Origin of the sequence: Pantoea sp. CFSAN033090 (genome assembly GCF_001264395.1) — a bacterium.
Classification (GTDB): Bacteria; Pseudomonadota; Gammaproteobacteria; order Enterobacterales; family Enterobacteriaceae; genus Pantoea; species Pantoea agglomerans.
The window spans coordinates 1-17,761 of the sequence record NZ_LGYX01000024.1 but is presented as its reverse complement, the minus strand read 5'-3'; the positions used below and the strand labels follow the sequence as shown (position 1 = coordinate 17,761).

Genomic DNA, 17,761 nt, shown 5'->3' with positions numbered 1-17,761 from the left:
TTCAGAGCCACAGCAAACAAAATGCAGGTTTCCCGCTATAATCGTTTTTATTGTAATAATTCATCTGCTTTGCCTTTTAACACGGCAACAAGGAACGCCTGTGGCTCTCTACTACTACGTCAATAAACAATCAGGATATAACAATAATCATGTGGTTCATGCCGCAGGCTGCCCCCATCTTCCCGACATCGATAACCGTATGTTTCTGGGCAGTTTTTACCATGTGAATGCCGCCATCCTGCAGGCTAAAAAATATTATGCTGGCGCAATCGGCTGTGAAAACTGTTGTCCACTCAAAAATGTTGACCAGCAGGCCACCCAGCTCAGCGTGGCCCTGAAGCACACCCCGTCTTCGCGTTAATCTGATCCACCTGGTAAGGGGGAAAAAATTTTTCCCGCTGCGCTAATTTGTTAAGAATTACCGCTGTTTTCCGTTATGTTAATCTTCCTGATTCTCTTTAATGGAATGCACAATGCGGGATAAGTTTGCGCGCGCTCAGATAGCCCTTCACTGGCTCACCTTTTTACTGGTGGTGACGGCCTACGCCACCATTGAACTGCGCGGTTTTGCACAGCGCGGATCCTGGCAGGGTTATGCCATGATCATTACCCATTTCAGCGCCGGCGCGACCATTCTGGTATTGATGCTTGCCCGCCTCTTTTTACGCACCTGGCATCGCACACCGCCGATTACTCCCGCTCCGCCGCGCTGGCAAACCGGGCTGGCACATCTGACTCATACCCTGCTCTATGTCCTGTTTATCACTCTGCCGATCCTCGGCCTGACATCGCGTTATCTTAAAGGTCGGGAATGGTGGCTGTTTGGCATCAGCATGCCGGTCGCGCCTGAACCTGACTTTGATATGGCGGATATGCTGATTGGCTGGCATGAAACTCTGGCACCGCTGGGTTACTGGCTGATCGGGCTGCATGCTGCTGCCGCACTGTTCCATCACTATCTGCTCAAAGACAACACTCTGCTGCGAATGATGCCCGCCCGTCGTCGCGGTCAATAACCTCAGGCTATCGCCCTGTGATGGGGCGATAAAAAAATTTCAGCATTAAAAGGCGTTTATAAGGTTTCTCTTCCCGCTTTATTCACTACAATGGTCAGTAATTTGTGACGCAGGTCACTTTCGCTGGATGTTTCTGCCACATCCGATTCGCTGTACTGACTGACTTGACTCCTCATGCAACCAACTACTGTTTCACGTAAAACTGCCTGGCTACGCGTGGTATTGCTGGCCATCGCCGCCTTTGTATTTAATACCACCGAATTTGTGCCGGTTGGCCTGTTATCTGACATCGCTGCTGACTTTTCAATGCAGACGGCTGACGTCGGGATCATGCTGACCATCTATGCCTGGGTGGTTGCACTGCTCTCACTGCCGCTGATGCTGCTGACCCGCAATATTGAGCGACGACTGCTGCTGGGTGTGCTGTTCCTGATCTTTATCGTCAGCCACGTTCTTTCTACCGTTGCCTGGGATTTCCGGTCGCTGATGGTGTCACGCGTGGGTATCGCCCTGTCTCACGCGGTGTTCTGGTCGATCACCGCCTCGCTGGCGATTCGCGTCGCTCCGGCCGGTAAGAAAACTCAGGCGCTAAGTATGCTGGCAACCGGTACCGCGCTGGCGATGGTGCTGGGCGTGCCGATTGGCCGCGTGGTGGGTCAGTATCTTGGCTGGCGTACGACCTTCGGCGCGATTGGCCTTTCGGCACTGGTGCTGATGATTATGCTGGTGCGCATCCTGCCGCGTCTGCCGAGTGAACATACCGGCTCGCTGAGCAGTGTGCCGATGCTGTTTCGCCGTCCGGCGCTGGTCAGCATGTATCTGCTGGTGACGCTGGTTGTTACCGCGCATTACACCGCTTACAGCTATATCGAGCCCTTTATGCAAACCGTGGCCCATTCCAGTGGCAACTTCACCACCCTGCTACTGCTGCTGTTTGGCTCTGCGGGCATTGTGGGTAGCGTACTGTTCAGCACACTCGGTAATAAGTTTCCCTCCGGACTGCTGATTGCGGCCATCGCGCTGATCACCCTGTGCATGGGCCTGCTGATTTTTGCTGCCGTTCGCCCTGCGGCTATCTCAACACTATGCGTTGTCTGGGGAATGGCGATGATGATGATCGGACTGGGTATGCAGGTGCGGGTGTTGTCGCTGGCACCGGATGCCACGGATGTGGCGATGTCGCTGATGTCCGGTATCTACAATATCGGTATCGGCGCGGGTGCGCTGCTGGGTAATCAGGTCAGCCTGCATCTGAGCATGGCGGAAGTCGGCAATGTCGGCGGGATGATTGGCCTGGTGGCGTTACTCTGGTGTGTTTATATCTTCCGTCGTTATCCACAGTTACGCAGTAACGGATAATAAAAAAAGGCTTCAGATAAGCGGGTTATCTGAAGCCTGTTCAGGGTTATTTACCGCTCACTTTATCTATAAAGAACGGCTGTGCCATGCAGGTTGTTGCTGCCAGAGGTCGAAGTGATGCGGAAAGACTTTGCTCCTGCATCGCTGGCCTTTTCTGACAGTTGCTGCTCCAGCGAAAGCAGATTAGTACTGCCCGTTGCGCTGATGACACCGGTTTTTTGCTGATCCAGCGGTGTGCTGCTGACCTGCTGGGCCGCTACGCTGGCAAATGACAGACCGCTTAGCACCGCCGCCACGACCATCATATTGATATTTTTCATAACGAACCCCTTCTCACTTATTCTGTTGAAATCAAAATTACTGATAAATCACAGCCGTGCCGTGCAGTTTGTTCTGGCCGCTGGTTGAGGTGATGCGGAACGATTTCGCACCCGCTTCATCCGCTTTAGCACTCAACTGCGCTTCAACAGAAGACAGATTGGTGCCGCCCAGTACAGAGATGGTCCCAACTGGCTGCTGATTAACAGGTTCGCTGGTCACCAGGTCAGCGGCAGATGCGCCAAAAGTCAGAGTCGTCAGTGCCAGTGCTGCCAGGGTGGTTTTGATGTTTTTCATAATAATCTCTCTATTCAATATTGAAATTCGGTTGGTCTGAATGGGTTGCCACTATTTAATTAATGACCGTTAAACAAATGATAGACCCCAATACGGTTTGTCGTCAACATTTATTTAATGAGCGTTATTTTATTCGGGAAGTGGCGTGATTATGGGCTTCAGCCTCTTTTCCGACTTAACCTAAGGGGCTGTAATAATGCGCTGGCGCACAAAATGGCAACCCCTGCCGGCGGTATCCACGCCAGGCCTTGCACATTTTTATAATGATCGGTAATTTAATAGGGTGTTTTACTGTCAGTGAGGGTGTATGAGTCAGGTTCAGGATTGCGATGTAAAGAAATGCCGCGGCCGACCAAAAGTGTTCGATCGCGAAGCAGCGCTCGATAAAGCTCTGACCCTGTTCTGGACGCACGGTTACGAGGGAACTTCTCTGGCCGATCTGGTGGCCGCAACCGGCGCGAAAGCGCCAACCCTCTACGCCGAGTTTGTTAATAAAGAGGGGTTGTTTCGCGCGGCGATGGAGCGTTATGTGGAGAAGTTCAGTGCATGGCGTGAAGCGGCATTGGGCGATGACCAGTTACCGGTGGATCGGGCTATTGAAGCCTATTTCCGCGCCACCGCGGCCTGTTTTACCGAACGCGACTCTCCCGGCGGCTGTTTCTTTATCTGCACCTCGACCGCCCTGTCGGCGGCTTCAGCAGAGATTGCCACCATGCTGCAACAGCAGCATCAGTCGCAGGAGCATGTGTTAAAAGATTTTCTGCTGGCGCGTCAGCAGCGTGGTGAACTGAGTGCGTCAGTAAACATTCCCGCGCTGTCACGTTATCTGAGTTGTATGCTGCAGGGCATGTCGGTGCGGGCGCGTGAAGGCGTTGAGCGTGACGATCTGGAGAGCATTATTGATACGCTGATGGCGATGTGGCCGACACTCACCGGCCTGTGTCAGGCTAAGCGTTAAAAATATCAGGGCGGCGATGCCGCCCTTTTCATCTTTTATTCCGGTTTTTATTCCAGAAAGAAAACCGGTTTTAACGGCTCACTGATCGGGCTGTTATCTGCATTCGACGGCATCAGATCTTTCATTGATGCCCACCAGCGCTGACAGACCTCCGTTTCTGCCACCGCGTTCCAGCGCTCCTCAGATTCAATCTCAACGCTGGCGAACAGCAGATGCCGCTCGGCGTCCAGCCAGATGGCATAGTTGTGCGCGCCGTGCGCTTTCAGGGTTTCGGCCAGTTCAGGCCAGATCGGTGAGTGCCGACGCTCATACTCTGCATGGCAATAAGGATTCACCTGCATCACAAAGGCTTTACGCAGCATTAGCAGGCCCTGCATCCAGCGCCGGTTGCCACGGCTTCACACCAAAGCGCTCACCCAATGCAACCAGCTGTTCTGTGGTGATACTCTGACGAATACCGCCCATCGACAGCACTTTGACGATCACTTCTGACGATTTCTCCGCCGTATCAATCAGACCAAAAGTCTCATCGAGTGTCGGGCCCGTGCCAAAGACACCGTGGAATGGCCACATCACCAGGGTATGTGACTGCATCTGCCCGGCTGTCGCGGTGCCGATTTCATCGGTGCCGGGTACCATCCAGGGTAAAACACCCACACCGTCCGGGAACACCACCAGACATTCGGTACTACCTTCCCACAGCAGACGGGTAAAGCGGGCGGAATCCATCTCAACTACATAGCTTAAGGCCATAAAGTTGGTAGCGTGACAGTGCATGATCACCCGGTCTGCACCCTTGCTGACCGCTTTACGCACCGCGTGAGACTGAAAGTGTGACGCCAGCTCGGAGGTGGGCAAACCGCCATTCGACAGACCCCAGTGAATTTTATAAGAGAGCCCTTTGTCATCGACCTGCAGCAGTGCCAGACAATCCGCCGGATCAAGCTGGACATTACGCATGAATTTTCCTGACCCGGTCACCAGAAACCAGTCGTTCGCCAGCGCCGGCGCGGGTTGTGTCAGCTCAATACAGCGCGGTTGCAGGCAGAAATCAGCGGCAAAAGGTTTAACCTCCTCTTCCAGCAGACGCAGGCTGACGTTGCCGCCGTTACGTTCGTCCCAGCCCTTCAGCCACATATCGCTGGTTGCTTTGACCATTCCCTTAACAAACCCGGAAGAAAGAATGCTTTGCATAGTGAAATCCTTAACGTTGGCTCAAAATCTGTTGTTCATAATGGCGGACGTCGCCTAACCAGCTGGCATCAGCCGGGACGTCATGGCGCAGGCACCAGGCTTCCCATACCGCCTGCCACGGCAATGATTTTTGCTCTTCCAGCAGCGTCAGCCGCGCGGTGTAATCACCCTCGTTCTCGGCCTGGCGCAGACGATCGGTTGGCTCCAGCAGGGCACGCAGCAGCGCTTTTTTGGTGTTACGGGTGCCGATAACCCAGGCGGCAATCCGGTTGATAGAGGCGTCGAAGAAATCGAGTCCGATATGCACTTTGTCGAACAGCTGATGGCGGACGATCTCGCTGGCGATCGCCTGAGTTTCATCATCCAGCAGCACCACATGGTCGCTGTCCCAGCGCACCGGGCGGCTGACGTGCAGCAGCAGACGCGGCACATAGAGCATCGCGGCGGAAATTTTGTCGGAGATCACTTCGGTGGGATGAAAATGTCCCGCATCCAGGCATAGTGCCGTCTGGCGGCTGGCGGCGTAACCAAGATAAAACTCATTGGAGCCCACGGTGTAGCTCTCTGCGCCAATGCCAAACAGCTTGCTCTCAACCGCGTCGATATGGTGCTGCGGATTCAGTTTTTCTGAGATGACCTCATCCAGTGCGCTCATCAGACGCTGACGCGGGGCCAGTCGATCCACGGTAATATCTTTCATGCCGTCCGGCACCCAGATATTCATCACTGACGGCGTGCCAAGCTGCTCACCAAACGAAGCGGAGATGCGGCGACTCGCTTTGCAGTGATCGATCCAGAACTGACGCACGGTTTTATCACTGTGCGACAGCGTAAAACCGTCGGCACTCATCGGATGCGAGAAGCAGCTGGGGTTAAAATCCAGCCCTAAGTTGTGCTCTTTCGCCCAGGCGACCCAGTTGGCGAAATGGGCAGGTTCAATCGCATCCCGATCGACTGGCTTGTCACTTTCCAGATAGATAGCGTGCAGGTTCAGACGTTTTGCGCCTGGGATCAGAGACATCGCCTTGTCGATATCGCTGCGTAATTCACTGGCATTGCGTGCCCGCCCCGGATAGTTGCCGGTCGCCTGGATGCCGCCTGTTAATGCGCCCTGTGGGTTCTCAAACCCCCGGACATCGTCCCCCTGCCAGCAGTGCATCGAGACAGGAATGCTGTCCAGCTGGCGAATGGCCTGTTCAACATCAACTCCATTGTCAGCGTAGCGTTGTTTAGCCAGTTCAAAAGCCTGTTCAATCTGCTTAGTCATAAGCGGGTTCCTTAGCGGGTTGACTCAGCGTCGCGAAGCGTGCCTGACTGGCACTGAAGACGCTGTGAGTTTGCGGTTCGAATTTTTCCAGTGGGAAGTTGTTGATGACGCTGCAGCGGAAATCAGCCACATCGATCAGTTCGCCAAGCGCAATCAGCTGGCAACCGACGTTACCCAGCGTGGAGGCTTCAACCGGACCTGCCAGCACCGGAATCTGGCAGGCATCGGCACAGAGCTGGTTAAGAAAACGGTTCTGACTGCCGCCCCCTACCACGTGAAGCTGGCTGAAAGGTTTGCCTCGCAGCTCTGCCAGCTCCTGGATCACCTCGCGATAGAGCAGTGCCAGGCTGTCAAATATGCAGCGGGCCAGCGCGGCGGCAGATTGTGGCACCGGCATTCCCTGCTCTGCGCAGGCGTTCTGAATCTCGTTAACCATACTGTCGGGATTGATGAAGCGCGCATCGTTGGGACTAATCAGTGAAACACAGGCGGGCTGGCGGGCCGTCTGATCAATCAGTGCGCTGAGATCGTCAATCTGCAGTTCGCCGCAGATGCGCTGCAACAGCCATAAGCCCATGATGTTTTTCAGTACGCGGTAGCCTTCTGCGCCGCCCTCATTGGTGATATTGGCGCGTAACGCGCCATCGCAGGCATAAGGCTGCAAACTTTCAAAGCCCATCAGCGACCAGGTTCCGGAACTGAGATAGGCGGCATCGTCCTGCATTAGCGGCGTTGCCAGAACCGCGCTGGCGGTGTCGTGGGTGGCGACAGCAATAACCGGGACCGGGACACCTGCGCTATTGACCCAGTGGCCGACGGTGTTGCCCGGTGCCTGCGGCTGGCCGAACCATTCAGGAGCAACGCCCGCCCAGGCGAGCAGATCACGATCCCATTCGCCGCTGTGAATATTGAGCATTTGCGTAGTGGTGGCGTTGGTGTATTCCCAGTTGAGATTACCGGTCAGGCGATAATGCAGATAGTCCGGCATCATCAGCCCATGCGCCACGCGGGCCTGCCAGTCGGGCTGCTGCTGATGCAGGGCGCGCATCTGATAGAGCGTATTGAATGGCAGAAACTGAATGCCGGTTCGGGCGTAGATGGCACTGCGGCTCAGTTCGTGCTGCGCCTGCTCCATCAGGCCGTGGGTGCGCGCATCGCGGTAGCTGACCGCCTCACCCACCGGCTCGCCCTCTGCATCCAGCAGCACCATATCAACGCCCCAGGTGTCGATACCGATACTGTCTGGCACAATCTTCTCTTCGTCTAACTGAGCCAGCCCGGCGCGTATCTCCTGCTCAAGCATCGTCAGATCCCAGCAGTCATAACCGGCACGACGCTGGCGCTTATTTTTAAAGCGCCGGACCTCACGAAGCGCGAGCTGGCGCTGCGCAGCATCCCAGCTTGCGAGCATGACCCGCCCGCTGGATGCCCCGAGATCAATAGCAACAATGTTTCTCCTGGTCATGGCGACTTTTCCCTGTGATTGAGTGGTCACAGAGTAAAAACCTGGCCGGTTAAAGACCTTCCCCGGAGTGCCAGCGGCTGATAAGCCCTGGCAGACTTGCAAAGAACTTCGTGAGAGAGATCACAGAGGCGAAAGGCAGGAGGATGTGACCCCTGCCGCAAATCTGTTAACTGCTGAGGATTTCTTGAAAAATCAGCATGATTCCTGCTGAGTCAGGCTGAAAATTCAAGGTAAGGTTAGAGCGTGCTGATTAGACTGCGTTACGGTTTTGTTAAGCAGCGAGAGATGACCATGACCATATTGCACAGTGCGGATTTTTTCCCCGAAGGCGATTACGCCATTGCGATTGAACCCCGCGTACCCCAGGCCGCCTTCCCGGAACATCATCATGATTTCCATGAAATTGTGCTGGTTGAGCAAGGCTCTGGCATTCATGTGTTTAATGGTCAGCCACAAACGCTGTGCGCCGGTTGCGTCTGCTTTGTGCGCGATCACGATCGTCATCTTTATGAGCAGACCGACAACCTTTGTCTGACCAACGTGCTTTATCGCAGCCCCGGCGCGTTTCGCTTTCTCTCCGGGTTACAGGCTTTACTGCCCTGCGATCAGGACGGGCAATATGCTTCCCACTGGCGCATCAATCAAAAGGTGATGACGCAGGCGCTGAGTGTGGCGGCGCAGATGCAGCCGGATGATACCTGGTCGATGGAAAAACAGGCGCGTCAGGAACAGCTCTTTTTACAGTTGCTGGTGCTGTTGCGTGAGGCGTGCATTGACGGACAGAGTCAGGATCAGGAGGCGCGGCTGCATCGTCTGCTCGACTGGCTGGGTGAGCATTACAGTGATGAGATTATCTGGGATGAACTGGCGGATCGCTTCTCCCTGTCGCTGCGTACCCTGCATCGGCAAATGAAGCAGCAAACCGGCAGCACGCCGCAGCGCTACCTGAACCGTGTGCGGCTGTTGCAGGCCCGTCATCTGCTGCGTCACAGTGATATGCGAATTACCGATATCGCCTTCCAGTGTGGATTTGGGGACAGCAACCATTTCTCAACCCTGTTCAGGCGCGAATTTGGCTGCGCACCGCGAGCGGAGCGCCAGCAGATGATGTAAAGGAGCCAATCATGGCGTTGATACTCAGTCGGGATGACTATTTTCCCGCCACTACTCTACCGGTGGCGGTCGCCGAAAGGATGCCACAACCCTCTTTCCCGCCGCACCGACACGAGTTCAGTGAAATCGTGATTGTCTGGCGCGGCAATGGCCTGCACGTCCTCAACGATCGCCCCTGGCTGATTACCTGTGGCGACGTTTTTTATATCCGCGACAGTGACTGCCACAGCTACGACAGCGTTAACGATCTGGTGCTGGATAACATCCTCTACTGTCGTGACCGCTTTGGTCTTGCCCTTGACTGGAATCAGCTGCTGCCGCAACAGGGCCCGGATGCGCCTGGCGGCTGGCGGCTGACCACGCGAGGGATGGCGCTGGCCCGGGGAGTGATCAGCCAGCTGGAGCGTGAAAGCCGAAAAAGCGATCCCCTGTCAGTTCAGCTCTCAGAGGCGCTGTTTTTACAGCTGGCGCTGATTCTGCGCCGCCACGGCTACGCGGCCGACCGCCCCTGGGCGTTGCCGGAGGGCGAACAGCTCGATCTGCTGATGTCAGTGTTGCAGGGTGCGATTGCCCGCCCCTTTGATCTCGCGGAGTTTTGTCAGCAGAACCAGCTCAGCGAACGGGCGCTGAGGCAGCTTTTCCGTCAGCAGACCGGGATGACTATCGGGCATTACCTGCGTCAGCTGCAGCTCTGTCAGGCAAAATATCTGCTGCGCACCCAGGATTGTCTGATTAGTGAGGTTGCCGCCCGCTGCGGCTTTGATGACAGTAACTATTTTTCGGTGGTTTTCACCCGTGACACCGGTTTACCTCCCAGCGCCTGGCGACAGCAATTTATCGCGCCACGCCAGGCACTGAAAAGTGCCGAGTCTTAATAAAACGGGCCTGCATAGCAGGCCCGTTGAGGTAACAGAGAAAAGCTGTTCCACATTGCCGGGAAACAGTGCCTGCGAATTAAACTAATGTGTTGTTGTAAGTAAAACCCCGACGGAGTGAGCCATCAGTCTGGCAGGCCCCGCCTGCATAAAAACAGAGTCACTATTCGCGATCAGGCCGCCATGCCAAGTCCCACAATATTGGCGGCAATGATAATCACCACACAGCCGATTGATAACACGCTGACCGGTCGGCGCCCCGCAGACTTCCACTCCTTCATCAGCAGCCCCACCAGACCACCACACAGGACGTATAGACTCATGTGCAGCATCCAGCTGACATAGTCATACTGCGCCGGGATTCTGGCATGGCCCCAGGCATAGAAGAAGAACTGCAGATACCACATGGTGCCGCCGAGCACCGCAAAAGCGGTATTGGTAATCAGCAGCGACTTCCCGACCGAGAAGTCTTTACGCACCGACAGCTCTGGCCGGGTGGCCAGCCGCCAGAAACAGAAGGCCAGATTAACCAGAGCCCCGCCGCCCATAATGATCACGTAGCTGGGCAGAGCTACATACAGCGGATCGATGCCAAGATTAGCGGCGGCCTGATGCATGGGCTTAGCCGCATCCATGGCAAAGGACATACCCGCCGAGAAGATGCCGCACATCACCGCCAGCACCAGTCCTTTTCTGAGATTAAACTCTTCTGCGTTAATCCCCAGCGCCCGCTCTTTTAACAGCCCGGCACGCGACACAATCCCGACGCCAATCAGTGCCACCAGTACGCCCAGCAAGGTTAACCGGCCACCCGCCGACGCGAAGAGCTCACCAAAGCGCCCCTGCAGAAGCGGTGTCATCAGCGTGCCGACCACCAGGGTAATGCCAATCGCGATACCGATTCCCATCGACATGCCGAGATAACGCATGGTCAGGCCGTAGTTGATATTGCCTATGCCCCACATCGCGCCAAACAGAAATACCGGCGTCAGTTGCGAAAGCGAGAAGCTGCTGTAATAGGCCATAAAATCTGGCAGTAAAATGGCACTTACCGCCCACGGCAGGATCAGCCACGACATCAGGCCACCGATCGACCACATGGTTTCCCATGACCATCTTTTCACCTGTTTAAAAGGCGCGTAGAAACACGCGGCGCTGGCAGCTCCGACAAAATGCCAGAAGATACCCGCAATAATGGCACTGTTCATTGTTATTCCCCGGTTAGGTTGAGGCCTGTCGGAAACCTGTCTGCTTCCGCTCAGCAGGCAGTCTACGTTCAGCAGGAATTCCTCAGCCTTTGGATAAATGCCGGAAGCCACAGTGAAGTGGCAATATTTACCCGTTGTGCCCATCAGGGATCACAATTTCACCGTTGTCAGAAAACCGGACGATTAGTTAAGTAAGTAACTTATTATTCAATGTTTTTTTCATTTTTGCTGTGTGGCGCAGCACAATTCTGATCTGACTGCCATTCACAAGGGAAGGTTGGCAAATGTGCAAAGAAGCCTTTCATTAACGCGGGCAAGGTCGTATAAACTGGGGAAAATTGATCGGATCAGGGAATGGGATGACGACAAAGTGGTTAACGCTGTTTCTTTCGCAGTCAGTCAGCCAGGTCATGCTGGATGATCTGCGCGCGATATTACCTGCAGATGCGATAAAGGTGTTTGTGAATGGCCTGGATGAAACCCACTATGCCACCCTTGAGTGTGTGCAGGCGGATCAGCATTGCGCCCTGATCGCCTCAGCGATAGTGGTCTGGCGTCAGCTCGGACATGTTCACCATATTCTCTATAAAAAAGGTGAGGTGTTGCGGGAGGAAAATGATGCAACGCAGTTCCAGCTGTTCACTCTGCTGAAAACCCACCGCGCCGTATTGCAGATCTCATGATAAGATCGCAGCCCCTGAAATCGCTGTTTGCAGCAGGTAAATTATGAGAATTGGAATTCTGTTTCCGATCGCCATCATTGTGGCGGGCGTGGGCTTTCTGGCGTGGTTTATTGGCAGTGGCCTGGCGATGCCAGGCTCCTGAAGGTCAGCGCAACTGACTGTCTTTACTGCCCCGACGGTTATATAAACTGCTGGTCTGCTGCTGCTTGTCGATTTTTTCCTGACACGCCACACAATAGTGCACGCCTTTAAGCGCCTGACGACGCGCTTCGGGAATAGGCTCGCCGCAGAGCTCACATTCGGTGGCGCTTTCGCCCTGTCCGATCGACTGTCTTACCCGCTCAATGCCGTCATTGACGGTGCTATCGATCTGTTCCTGTACTGCGCCTTCTGACGCCCATCCATTTGCCATGATTTAACCCCTTTATTACCACTTCACTCCTTTAAATCTACAACATATTGACGTTTTTGCCGCAGAACTCACCGATATCTGTGATTGGCTGCCAGCCGCTCCCGGCAGCTGGCAATCAGCTAAAGGTAGCCCTGAGCAATCTGTTTCACCCTGCTATCGCATTACTGCAACGTATCGATAGCGGAGAGCTAAGAGAATGACAACACATCATCAACATTACATTAATGGCGAATTTGTAGCCCACCAGGGTGACCGGTGGATTGAAGTGATCAATCCGTCCACGGAGGCGTTGCTGTCCCGTATTCCCCAGGGCAGTCGTCAGGATGCCAGCCTTGCCATCAGCGCCGCAGAAGTGGCTCAGCCTGGATGGGAAGCGCTGCCTGCAGTAGAGCGCGGCGTCTGGCTGCACAAAATTGCCACCGCCATCCGCCAGCGTGAGCCTGAACTGACGGCAACCATTGTGGCTGAGGGTGGAAAAACCCAGGGGCTGGCGAAGACCGAAGTGATGTTCACCGCCGACTACCTCGATTACATGGCGGAGTGGGCGCGGCGCTATGAAGGTGAGATCATCAACAGTGACCGCCCCAACGAAAATATCTTCCTGTTTAAAAAAGCGATCGGCGTCACTACCGGAATACTGCCGTGGAATTTCCCCTTCTTCCTCATTGCCCGCAAAGCGGCACCGGCCCTGATCACCGGAAACACCATCGTGATCAAACCCAGTGAGCTGACACCGAATAATGCGGCACTTTTTGCCGACATCATACAAAAGCTGGGTCTGCCTGCTGGCGTCATTAACTTTGTTTATGGTCTGGGACCGGAAGTGGGACAGGAGCTGGCGGCAAATCCTAAGGTCGGTCTGGTGAGTCTGACCGGAAGCGTCGGTGCGGGCATTGCCACCATGGAAGCCGCGGCTAAAAATGTCACCAAAGTGTCGCTGGAACTGGGTGGCAAAGCCCCTGCCATCGTGATGGATGATGCCGACCTCGAGCTGGCTGTGCGGGCGGTCGTCAGCTCGCGGATCATTAACAGCGGCCAGGTCTGCAATTGCGTAGAGCGGCTCTATGTGCAGGAAGGCATTTACGATCGTTTTATCAGCGCACTGACCGCCGCGTTTCAGCAGGTGACATTTGGCGACCCGGCCGAACGCAGCGATATCGATATGGGTCCGCTGATTAATGCCGCAGCACGGGATCGGGTGGAGCAGAAAGTAGCAGAGGCCGTCGCCGCAGGGGCAAAAGTGGTGCTGGGCGGCAAGCGCGCCGGAGACAGAGGCTTCTTTTTCCAACCCACCTTGCTGACTGATGTGCGCCAGGAGATGGCGATTATGCAGGAAGAGATTTTTGGCCCGGTTCTGCCGGTGATGAGTTTTAAAACACTGGATGAGGCGATTACGCTGGCAAACGACTGCGAGTATGGGCTGACCTCCTCGATTTATACGCAGAATCTGAATACCACCATGACCGCGCTGCGAAAGCTGAAGTTCGGCGAAACCTATGTTAACCGTGAAAACTTCGAAGCGATGCAGGGATTTCATGCCGGGTGGCGTAAATCGGGTGTCGGCGGTGCCGATGGAAAACATGGTCTGGAGGAGTATCTGCAGACCCATGTTGCCTATTTACAGTTCAGTTAATCACTGGCTCGATCTTACCGCCTCCCGTACCTGACGTTGTCAGTACCAGAGTGGGCCAGTAATTGGCCCACTCTTTTATGCCACCCGCTTACTGCAGCGCAGCAGCGCGATGCCACTCAGCACCGCTACAGCCATCAGGTAGTATCCAGGCGCCAGACTGCTGCCGGTGGCGGCAATCAGCATGCTGCAAATCAGCGGTGCAAACCCGCCAAATACCGTCACGGCCACGTTGTAGCTGATCGCCATGCCGCTGGCGCGCGTGGTCGCCGGGAAGAGATCGGCCATCACCGACGGCACCGTGGAGAAATAGACCGACTTGAGTAGCGCCATCCACGCCACCAGCAGGATCAGCGTGGTGGGCGTAGTGTGATCGACCATCCATTTGAAGGCGGGATAGATCGTGACCATCAACAGCAGCAGCGATCCCCACATCAGCGGCAATCGGCCTATCCGCTCCGCCCACAATCCCATTATGGGCGTCACCACCGTCAGGATAATCCCTGCGACCAGCGTGGCGGTGAAGGCCACCGATCCCGGCAGATGCAGCGTTTTGGTGGCGTAGGTCGGAATGTAATTGAGCATGTAGTTGACCGCGGTCGAGATCACCATCACCCCAATCGCCAGGGTGATCAGCGCTTTCTGCCGCCCGAACAGCGTTTTCAGCGGTGCGGCTTCCTTCTCCTGCGTCGCAAAGCTGGCGGGCTCCTGCACGTGACGGCGAATGTAGATCCCCAGCGGTCCAATCAGTAAGCCGAAAGCAAACGGGATACGCCAGCCCCACGCCTGAATCTCGCTTTCGCTCAGCCAGTGTGTCAGCCCCAGGCCGAACGCCGATGCCATCAGAGTACTGGCGCCCTGTGTGGCGAACTGCCAGCTGGCGATAAAGGCTTTGCGCTCGGGAAAGTGCTCTACCAGGAAAGCGGTGGAACTGCCAAACTCGCCCCCGGCAGAGAAGCCCTGAATCAGGCGCGCCAGGATAATCAGCAGCGGCGCCGCCAGACCAATAGTGGCGTAACCCGGCATAAAGGTAATGATCGCCCCGCCCAGCATCATCAGATTGATTGAGAGCAGCAGCGCTTTTTTACGGCCATGACGGTCGGCATAGTTGCCCAGCACGATGGCACCCAGCGGACGGATCAGGAATGAGATGCCGAAGCTGCCGAAGGTCAGCAGTAGCGACACCGACGGATCGCTGACCGGAAAGAAGACGTGCGCGATGTAGCTGGCGAAGAAGCCATACACCGCGATGTCGAACCACTCCAGCGCGTTACCAATGCAGGTAGCGAACAGCGTTTTGTGCAGGCTCGGTTTCACCTGCGGAGTACTCTGTGCGATGCTGCTCATTGTTCACCTCTCCGCCACTGATGGTGGCGCGACATCAGTTGTTCGCCCTCTTCACCCAGTTGCCAGAAAAGGCGGGTCATGATCGCCAGCCCTTCACGTGCAACAGAGGTGAGCATGTGTTCGTTAACGCCGTGCTGGCCGCAGGCCGGATAGGAATGGGGCACCCACAGCGTCGGGAGGCCGAGGATATCGGCAAATACCTCATTGGGCAGTGAACCGCCGAGATTGGGCAACAGCGCCGGTTTTTTACCGCTGCTGCGGGCCAGCGTGTCCAGCGCCCAGGCCACCAGCGGATCCTGCGGATCGAGTCGCGTTGCAGGTGAACCGCGCATAAACTCTACGCTGACGTTATCGAAGCCGTGCTGATGCAGGTGACTTTCGACATGCCGGACCAGATTTCCCCAGTCGGTGCCGACCACAAATCGCAGCTGACACACCGCCGTGGCGCTGCCGGGAATGGCGTTCATCGGGCGCGCCGGGTTACCGGTTTCAAACGCCAGCACCTCCAGCGTGTTCCAGCCATAAAGACGCTCCGCAGGCGTCAGACCCGGCTCGCCCCAGCCGTCGGCCAGCGCCGGATCGCCCGGCATTCCGCCCACCTCAATATCACTGAGGATGGCGCGCACCGCATCGGTCAGGGAGTCCGGTTTCAGCGCGGCGACCTGCAAAACACCCTTTGCATTCACCAGGCAGGCGAGCGCATTCGCCAGCTGGGTGCCGGGATTACTCAGCAGTCCGCCCCAGTTGCCGGAGTGATAGGCGTTGTCGCGCGCCCTGATAGTCAGACGAAAGTTCGCCGCGCCACGCGAACCCAGGAACAGTGTCGGCCGCACCGCGTTCAGTCGCGGGCCATCAGAGGCGATAAAGAGGTCGGCCTGTAACAGCGCCCGCTGCTGCTGACAAATCTCCGCCAGCCCTGGCGAGCTGATCTCTTCACCCATTTCAAACAGGATTTTGCAGTTGAAGCCCAGTGCGCCACCGCGTGCCTGCCACACCTGCTCCAGCGCCGCGAGATTGATACAGTGCTGTCCTTTGTTATCCGCACTGCCGCGCCCATACAGGCGGTCATCTTCAGCCGTGAGTCGCCACGGTGATAAACCGTCGCGCCAGTTCTCATCGTCGCCGAACACCACATCGCCGTGGCCATAGCAGAGCAGCGTCGGTCTGGAGGGATCTTCAATGAGCGTGGCGATCAGAAAAGGCGGGCTGCCGGGCTGCGGATTCTCAAACGGGTGCAGCGTAAAGCCCATCGCCGCCAGCTGCGGGCCGATCTCCTGGTGCAGATAGTTCTCCAGCTCCGCCTGCCTGCTGGCGTGCTGGCTTTCGGTCACGCAGGAAATTCGTCGTGCCAGCAGCTGCTGAAACTCGCCACTGTCGAAATAGTGCATCGCCTGGTCAACGGTCTGTTGCTCTGTCATGTTTGCCCTGTCTGTTCTTTTTATCGTGCTTTATCTTTGACAAACTTCTCTCTTTGCCACAATTATTAATTTATCAAGTGAGCCTTGCTTTTAAAGCAAGCCACGCCTGCCCTTTTATGATGCGTTTTGTCGGAGTCACTATGTTAAGCAGTGAGATCCGCTATTTCCTGGCGGTCGTACAGTGCGGATCGCTCAGCGCCGCCAGTGAGCAACTCTTTGTGGCGGTGTCGGCGATTAGTCGCCAGATCCAGCGCCTGGAAACGCAGGTGGGTGTGCCGCTGTTTGAGCGACATGCACGCGGTATGGTATTAAACGAAGCGGGTGAAATATTCGCGCATCATGTGCGCAAGAGTCAGCTCGATATGGAATATGCGCTGGCGGAGATTAAGGGGCTGAAAGCAATACGGCGCAGCCTGATCCGCATCGCCTGCACCGACGGAATGGCGTTCAGTCTGCTGCCGGGATTGCTGGCGGAGTTCCGTCAGGCCAACCCTGGCGTGCTGTTTGCGCTTAACGTGACGCACTCGCAGGGCGTGGCGGCATGCGTCAGGGCTGGGGAATGCGATGTTGCGCTGCAGTTCAGTCTGCAACCGGAGCGCAGCGTTGAGGTGCTCGGCTCGTGGCCAGCGCCGGTGTTACTGGCGATGCATCTGTCGCATCCGCTGCGTCGCGTCAGGTGACGCTGGCCGATCTGCATGGCTGGCCGCTGGCGTTGCCAGGTCAGCATACTACCGTGCGGCAGTTGTTTGACCTCTCCTGTCAGATGAATGACTGCGTGGTCGAGCCGGTGCTGACCTGCGACTATTTCGCTACGCTCTACCACTTTTTGCTGCATACCCCACAGGCAGTAACCATTTGCAGTGCGTTTACCCTGTTGTTTGAGCGCGACACGCAAAATCTGGTGTTGCGTTCGATGGGGGTGGATCAGCTGAGTCAGCGAACGTTGCAGCTTCAGACGGTGTCCGGCCGCCAGCGGAATGCGGCGCTGACGCTGTTTCTGCAGTTTTTGCAGCAGCGGCTGACGGAAATGGATCAGCAGGTGAGGATGGGATGAGGGGTACAGGCTTAAAGGAGTTTGGTTGTTAAAGTCTGCGCTGGATGGCTGTCAGATAGTGCTGGCTTAGGAAACACGACCCGATCGGAAAGTCGCAACAGTCGCCATCCATGGCATGCCCGGCCCACGCGATTACGCACCTCATCC

Annotated in this window: 19 protein-coding genes and 1 pseudogene; 10 read left to right on the top strand and 10 right to left on the bottom strand. The window is 56.0% G+C overall.

Features of this window, described 5'->3' with window-relative positions; genetic code table 11:
• The first annotated feature begins 100 nt into the window (after positions 1 to 100).
• From AFL22_RS18900 to AFL22_RS18890, 3 genes are all read left to right on the top strand, one after another.
• On the top strand, positions 101 to 361 hold the full coding sequence (locus AFL22_RS18900; protein ID WP_031592383.1) for a hypothetical protein: 261 nt from the start codon (positions 101 to 103) through the stop codon (positions 359 to 361).
• A gap of 112 nt (positions 362 to 473) precedes the next feature.
• Positions 474 to 1,016, top strand: coding sequence for a cytochrome b561 (cybB, locus tag AFL22_RS18895; RefSeq protein ID WP_052271929.1), 543 nt, complete (start codon positions 474 to 476; stop codon positions 1,014 to 1,016).
• 174 nt (positions 1,017 to 1,190) lie between these two features.
• Complete coding sequence (locus AFL22_RS18890) at positions 1,191 to 2,375, top strand: sugar transporter (protein WP_010244774.1); 1,185 nt, start codon at positions 1,191 to 1,193, stop codon at positions 2,373 to 2,375.
• 62 nt (positions 2,376 to 2,437) lie between these two features.
• Here AFL22_RS18890 and AFL22_RS18885 read toward each other — a convergent pair whose 3' ends face one another.
• Together AFL22_RS18885 and AFL22_RS18880 are read right to left on the bottom strand one after the other, a co-directional pair.
• Positions 2,438 to 2,695 (bottom strand): YdgH/BhsA/McbA-like domain containing protein, encoded by a 258-nt coding sequence (locus AFL22_RS18885; protein WP_052271928.1) that lies wholly within the window; start codon positions 2,693 to 2,695, stop codon positions 2,438 to 2,440.
• A gap of 37 nt (positions 2,696 to 2,732) precedes the next feature.
• On the bottom strand, positions 2,733 to 2,990 hold the full coding sequence (locus AFL22_RS18880) for a DUF1471 domain-containing protein (protein WP_031592385.1): 258 nt from the start codon (positions 2,988 to 2,990) through the stop codon (positions 2,733 to 2,735).
• A 307-nt stretch (positions 2,991 to 3,297) separates the two neighbouring features.
• Here AFL22_RS18880 and AFL22_RS18875 point away from each other — a divergent pair, with 307 nt between their 5' ends.
• Positions 3,298 to 3,948 (top strand): TetR/AcrR family transcriptional regulator, encoded by a 651-nt coding sequence (locus AFL22_RS18875; protein ID WP_010244765.1) that lies wholly within the window; start codon positions 3,298 to 3,300, stop codon positions 3,946 to 3,948.
• A 47-nt stretch (positions 3,949 to 3,995) separates the two neighbouring features.
• Here AFL22_RS18875 and rhaM read toward each other — a convergent pair whose 3' ends face one another.
• The 4 genes from rhaM to rhaB are packed head-to-tail and all read right to left on the bottom strand — an operon-like array spanning position 3,996 to position 7,874.
• Positions 3,996 to 4,310, bottom strand: coding sequence for an L-rhamnose mutarotase (rhaM, locus tag AFL22_RS18870; protein ID WP_010670186.1), 315 nt, complete (start codon positions 4,308 to 4,310; stop codon positions 3,996 to 3,998).
• Positions 4,300 to 5,142: a rhamnulose-1-phosphate aldolase gene (gene rhaD / locus AFL22_RS18865; protein WP_022625622.1), complete on the bottom strand. Its 843-nt coding sequence runs from the start codon at positions 5,140 to 5,142 to the stop codon at positions 4,300 to 4,302. Before rhaD ends, rhaM begins: the two co-directional genes overlap by 11 nt.
• A 10-nt stretch (positions 5,143 to 5,152) precedes the next feature.
• On the bottom strand, positions 5,153 to 6,409 hold the full coding sequence (locus AFL22_RS18860; RefSeq protein WP_010244756.1) for an L-rhamnose isomerase: 1,257 nt from the start codon (positions 6,407 to 6,409) through the stop codon (positions 5,153 to 5,155).
• On the bottom strand, positions 6,402 to 7,874 hold the full coding sequence (gene rhaB / locus AFL22_RS18855) for a rhamnulokinase (RefSeq protein WP_052271927.1): 1,473 nt from the start codon (positions 7,872 to 7,874) through the stop codon (positions 6,402 to 6,404). Before rhaB ends, AFL22_RS18860 begins: the two co-directional genes overlap by 8 nt.
• 291 nt (positions 7,875 to 8,165) lie before the next feature.
• Here rhaB and rhaS point away from each other — a divergent pair, with 291 nt between their 5' ends.
• Together rhaS and rhaR are read left to right on the top strand one after the other, a co-directional pair.
• The gene (rhaS, locus tag AFL22_RS18850) at positions 8,166 to 8,987 is read left to right on the top strand and encodes an HTH-type transcriptional activator RhaS (protein ID WP_029519526.1); all 822 of its coding nucleotides are present in this window, start codon (positions 8,166 to 8,168) and stop codon (positions 8,985 to 8,987) included.
• A gap of 11 nt (positions 8,988 to 8,998) precedes the next feature.
• Positions 8,999 to 9,862 (top strand): HTH-type transcriptional activator RhaR, encoded by an 864-nt coding sequence (gene rhaR, locus AFL22_RS18845; protein ID WP_050680444.1) that lies wholly within the window; start codon positions 8,999 to 9,001, stop codon positions 9,860 to 9,862.
• 173 nt (positions 9,863 to 10,035) lie between these two features.
• Here rhaR and rhaT read toward each other — a convergent pair whose 3' ends face one another.
• Positions 10,036 to 11,070, bottom strand: a complete 1,035-nt coding sequence (gene rhaT, locus AFL22_RS18840) for an L-rhamnose/proton symporter RhaT (RefSeq protein WP_010670192.1) — start codon at positions 11,068 to 11,070, stop codon at positions 10,036 to 10,038.
• A 359-nt stretch (positions 11,071 to 11,429) separates the two neighbouring features.
• On the opposite strand from rhaT, the gene AFL22_RS18835 reads away from it, so the two are divergent.
• The gene (locus AFL22_RS18835) at positions 11,430 to 11,753 is read left to right on the top strand and encodes a hypothetical protein (protein WP_010244743.1); all 324 of its coding nucleotides are present in this window, start codon (positions 11,430 to 11,432) and stop codon (positions 11,751 to 11,753) included.
• A gap of 43 nt (positions 11,754 to 11,796) precedes the next feature.
• On the top strand, positions 11,797 to 11,895 hold the full coding sequence (locus AFL22_RS24095) for a YoaK family small membrane protein (RefSeq protein ID WP_008925225.1): 99 nt from the start codon (positions 11,797 to 11,799) through the stop codon (positions 11,893 to 11,895).
• A 3-nt stretch (positions 11,896 to 11,898) separates the two neighbouring features.
• On the opposite strand, the gene AFL22_RS18830 is transcribed toward AFL22_RS24095, so the two are convergent.
• Positions 11,899 to 12,165 (bottom strand): DksA/TraR family C4-type zinc finger protein, encoded by a 267-nt coding sequence (locus AFL22_RS18830; RefSeq protein WP_010244737.1) that lies wholly within the window; start codon positions 12,163 to 12,165, stop codon positions 11,899 to 11,901.
• A 196-nt stretch (positions 12,166 to 12,361) separates the two neighbouring features.
• On the opposite strand from AFL22_RS18830, the gene aldA reads away from it, so the two are divergent.
• Positions 12,362 to 13,798: an aldehyde dehydrogenase gene (gene aldA / locus AFL22_RS18825; protein WP_052271926.1), complete on the top strand. Its 1,437-nt coding sequence runs from the start codon at positions 12,362 to 12,364 to the stop codon at positions 13,796 to 13,798.
• Between the two features lie 75 nt (positions 13,799 to 13,873).
• Here the strand turns inward: aldA and AFL22_RS18820 are convergent, their stop codons facing one another.
• Together AFL22_RS18820 and AFL22_RS18815 are read right to left on the bottom strand one after the other, a co-directional pair.
• On the bottom strand, positions 13,874 to 15,142 hold the full coding sequence (locus tag AFL22_RS18820; RefSeq protein WP_010244731.1) for an MFS transporter: 1,269 nt from the start codon (positions 15,140 to 15,142) through the stop codon (positions 13,874 to 13,876).
• The gene (locus AFL22_RS18815) at positions 15,139 to 16,560 is read right to left on the bottom strand and encodes a M20 family metallopeptidase (RefSeq protein ID WP_052271925.1); all 1,422 of its coding nucleotides are present in this window, start codon (positions 16,558 to 16,560) and stop codon (positions 15,139 to 15,141) included. The genes AFL22_RS18820 and AFL22_RS18815 overlap by 4 nt, the downstream gene beginning before the upstream one ends.
• Before the next feature lie 140 nt (positions 16,561 to 16,700).
• On the opposite strand from AFL22_RS18815, the pseudogene AFL22_RS18810 reads away from it, so the two are divergent.
• Positions 16,701 to 17,614 (top strand): annotated as a pseudogene (locus tag AFL22_RS18810) (LysR family transcriptional regulator).
• Positions 17,615 to 17,761 lie beyond the last annotated feature (147 nt).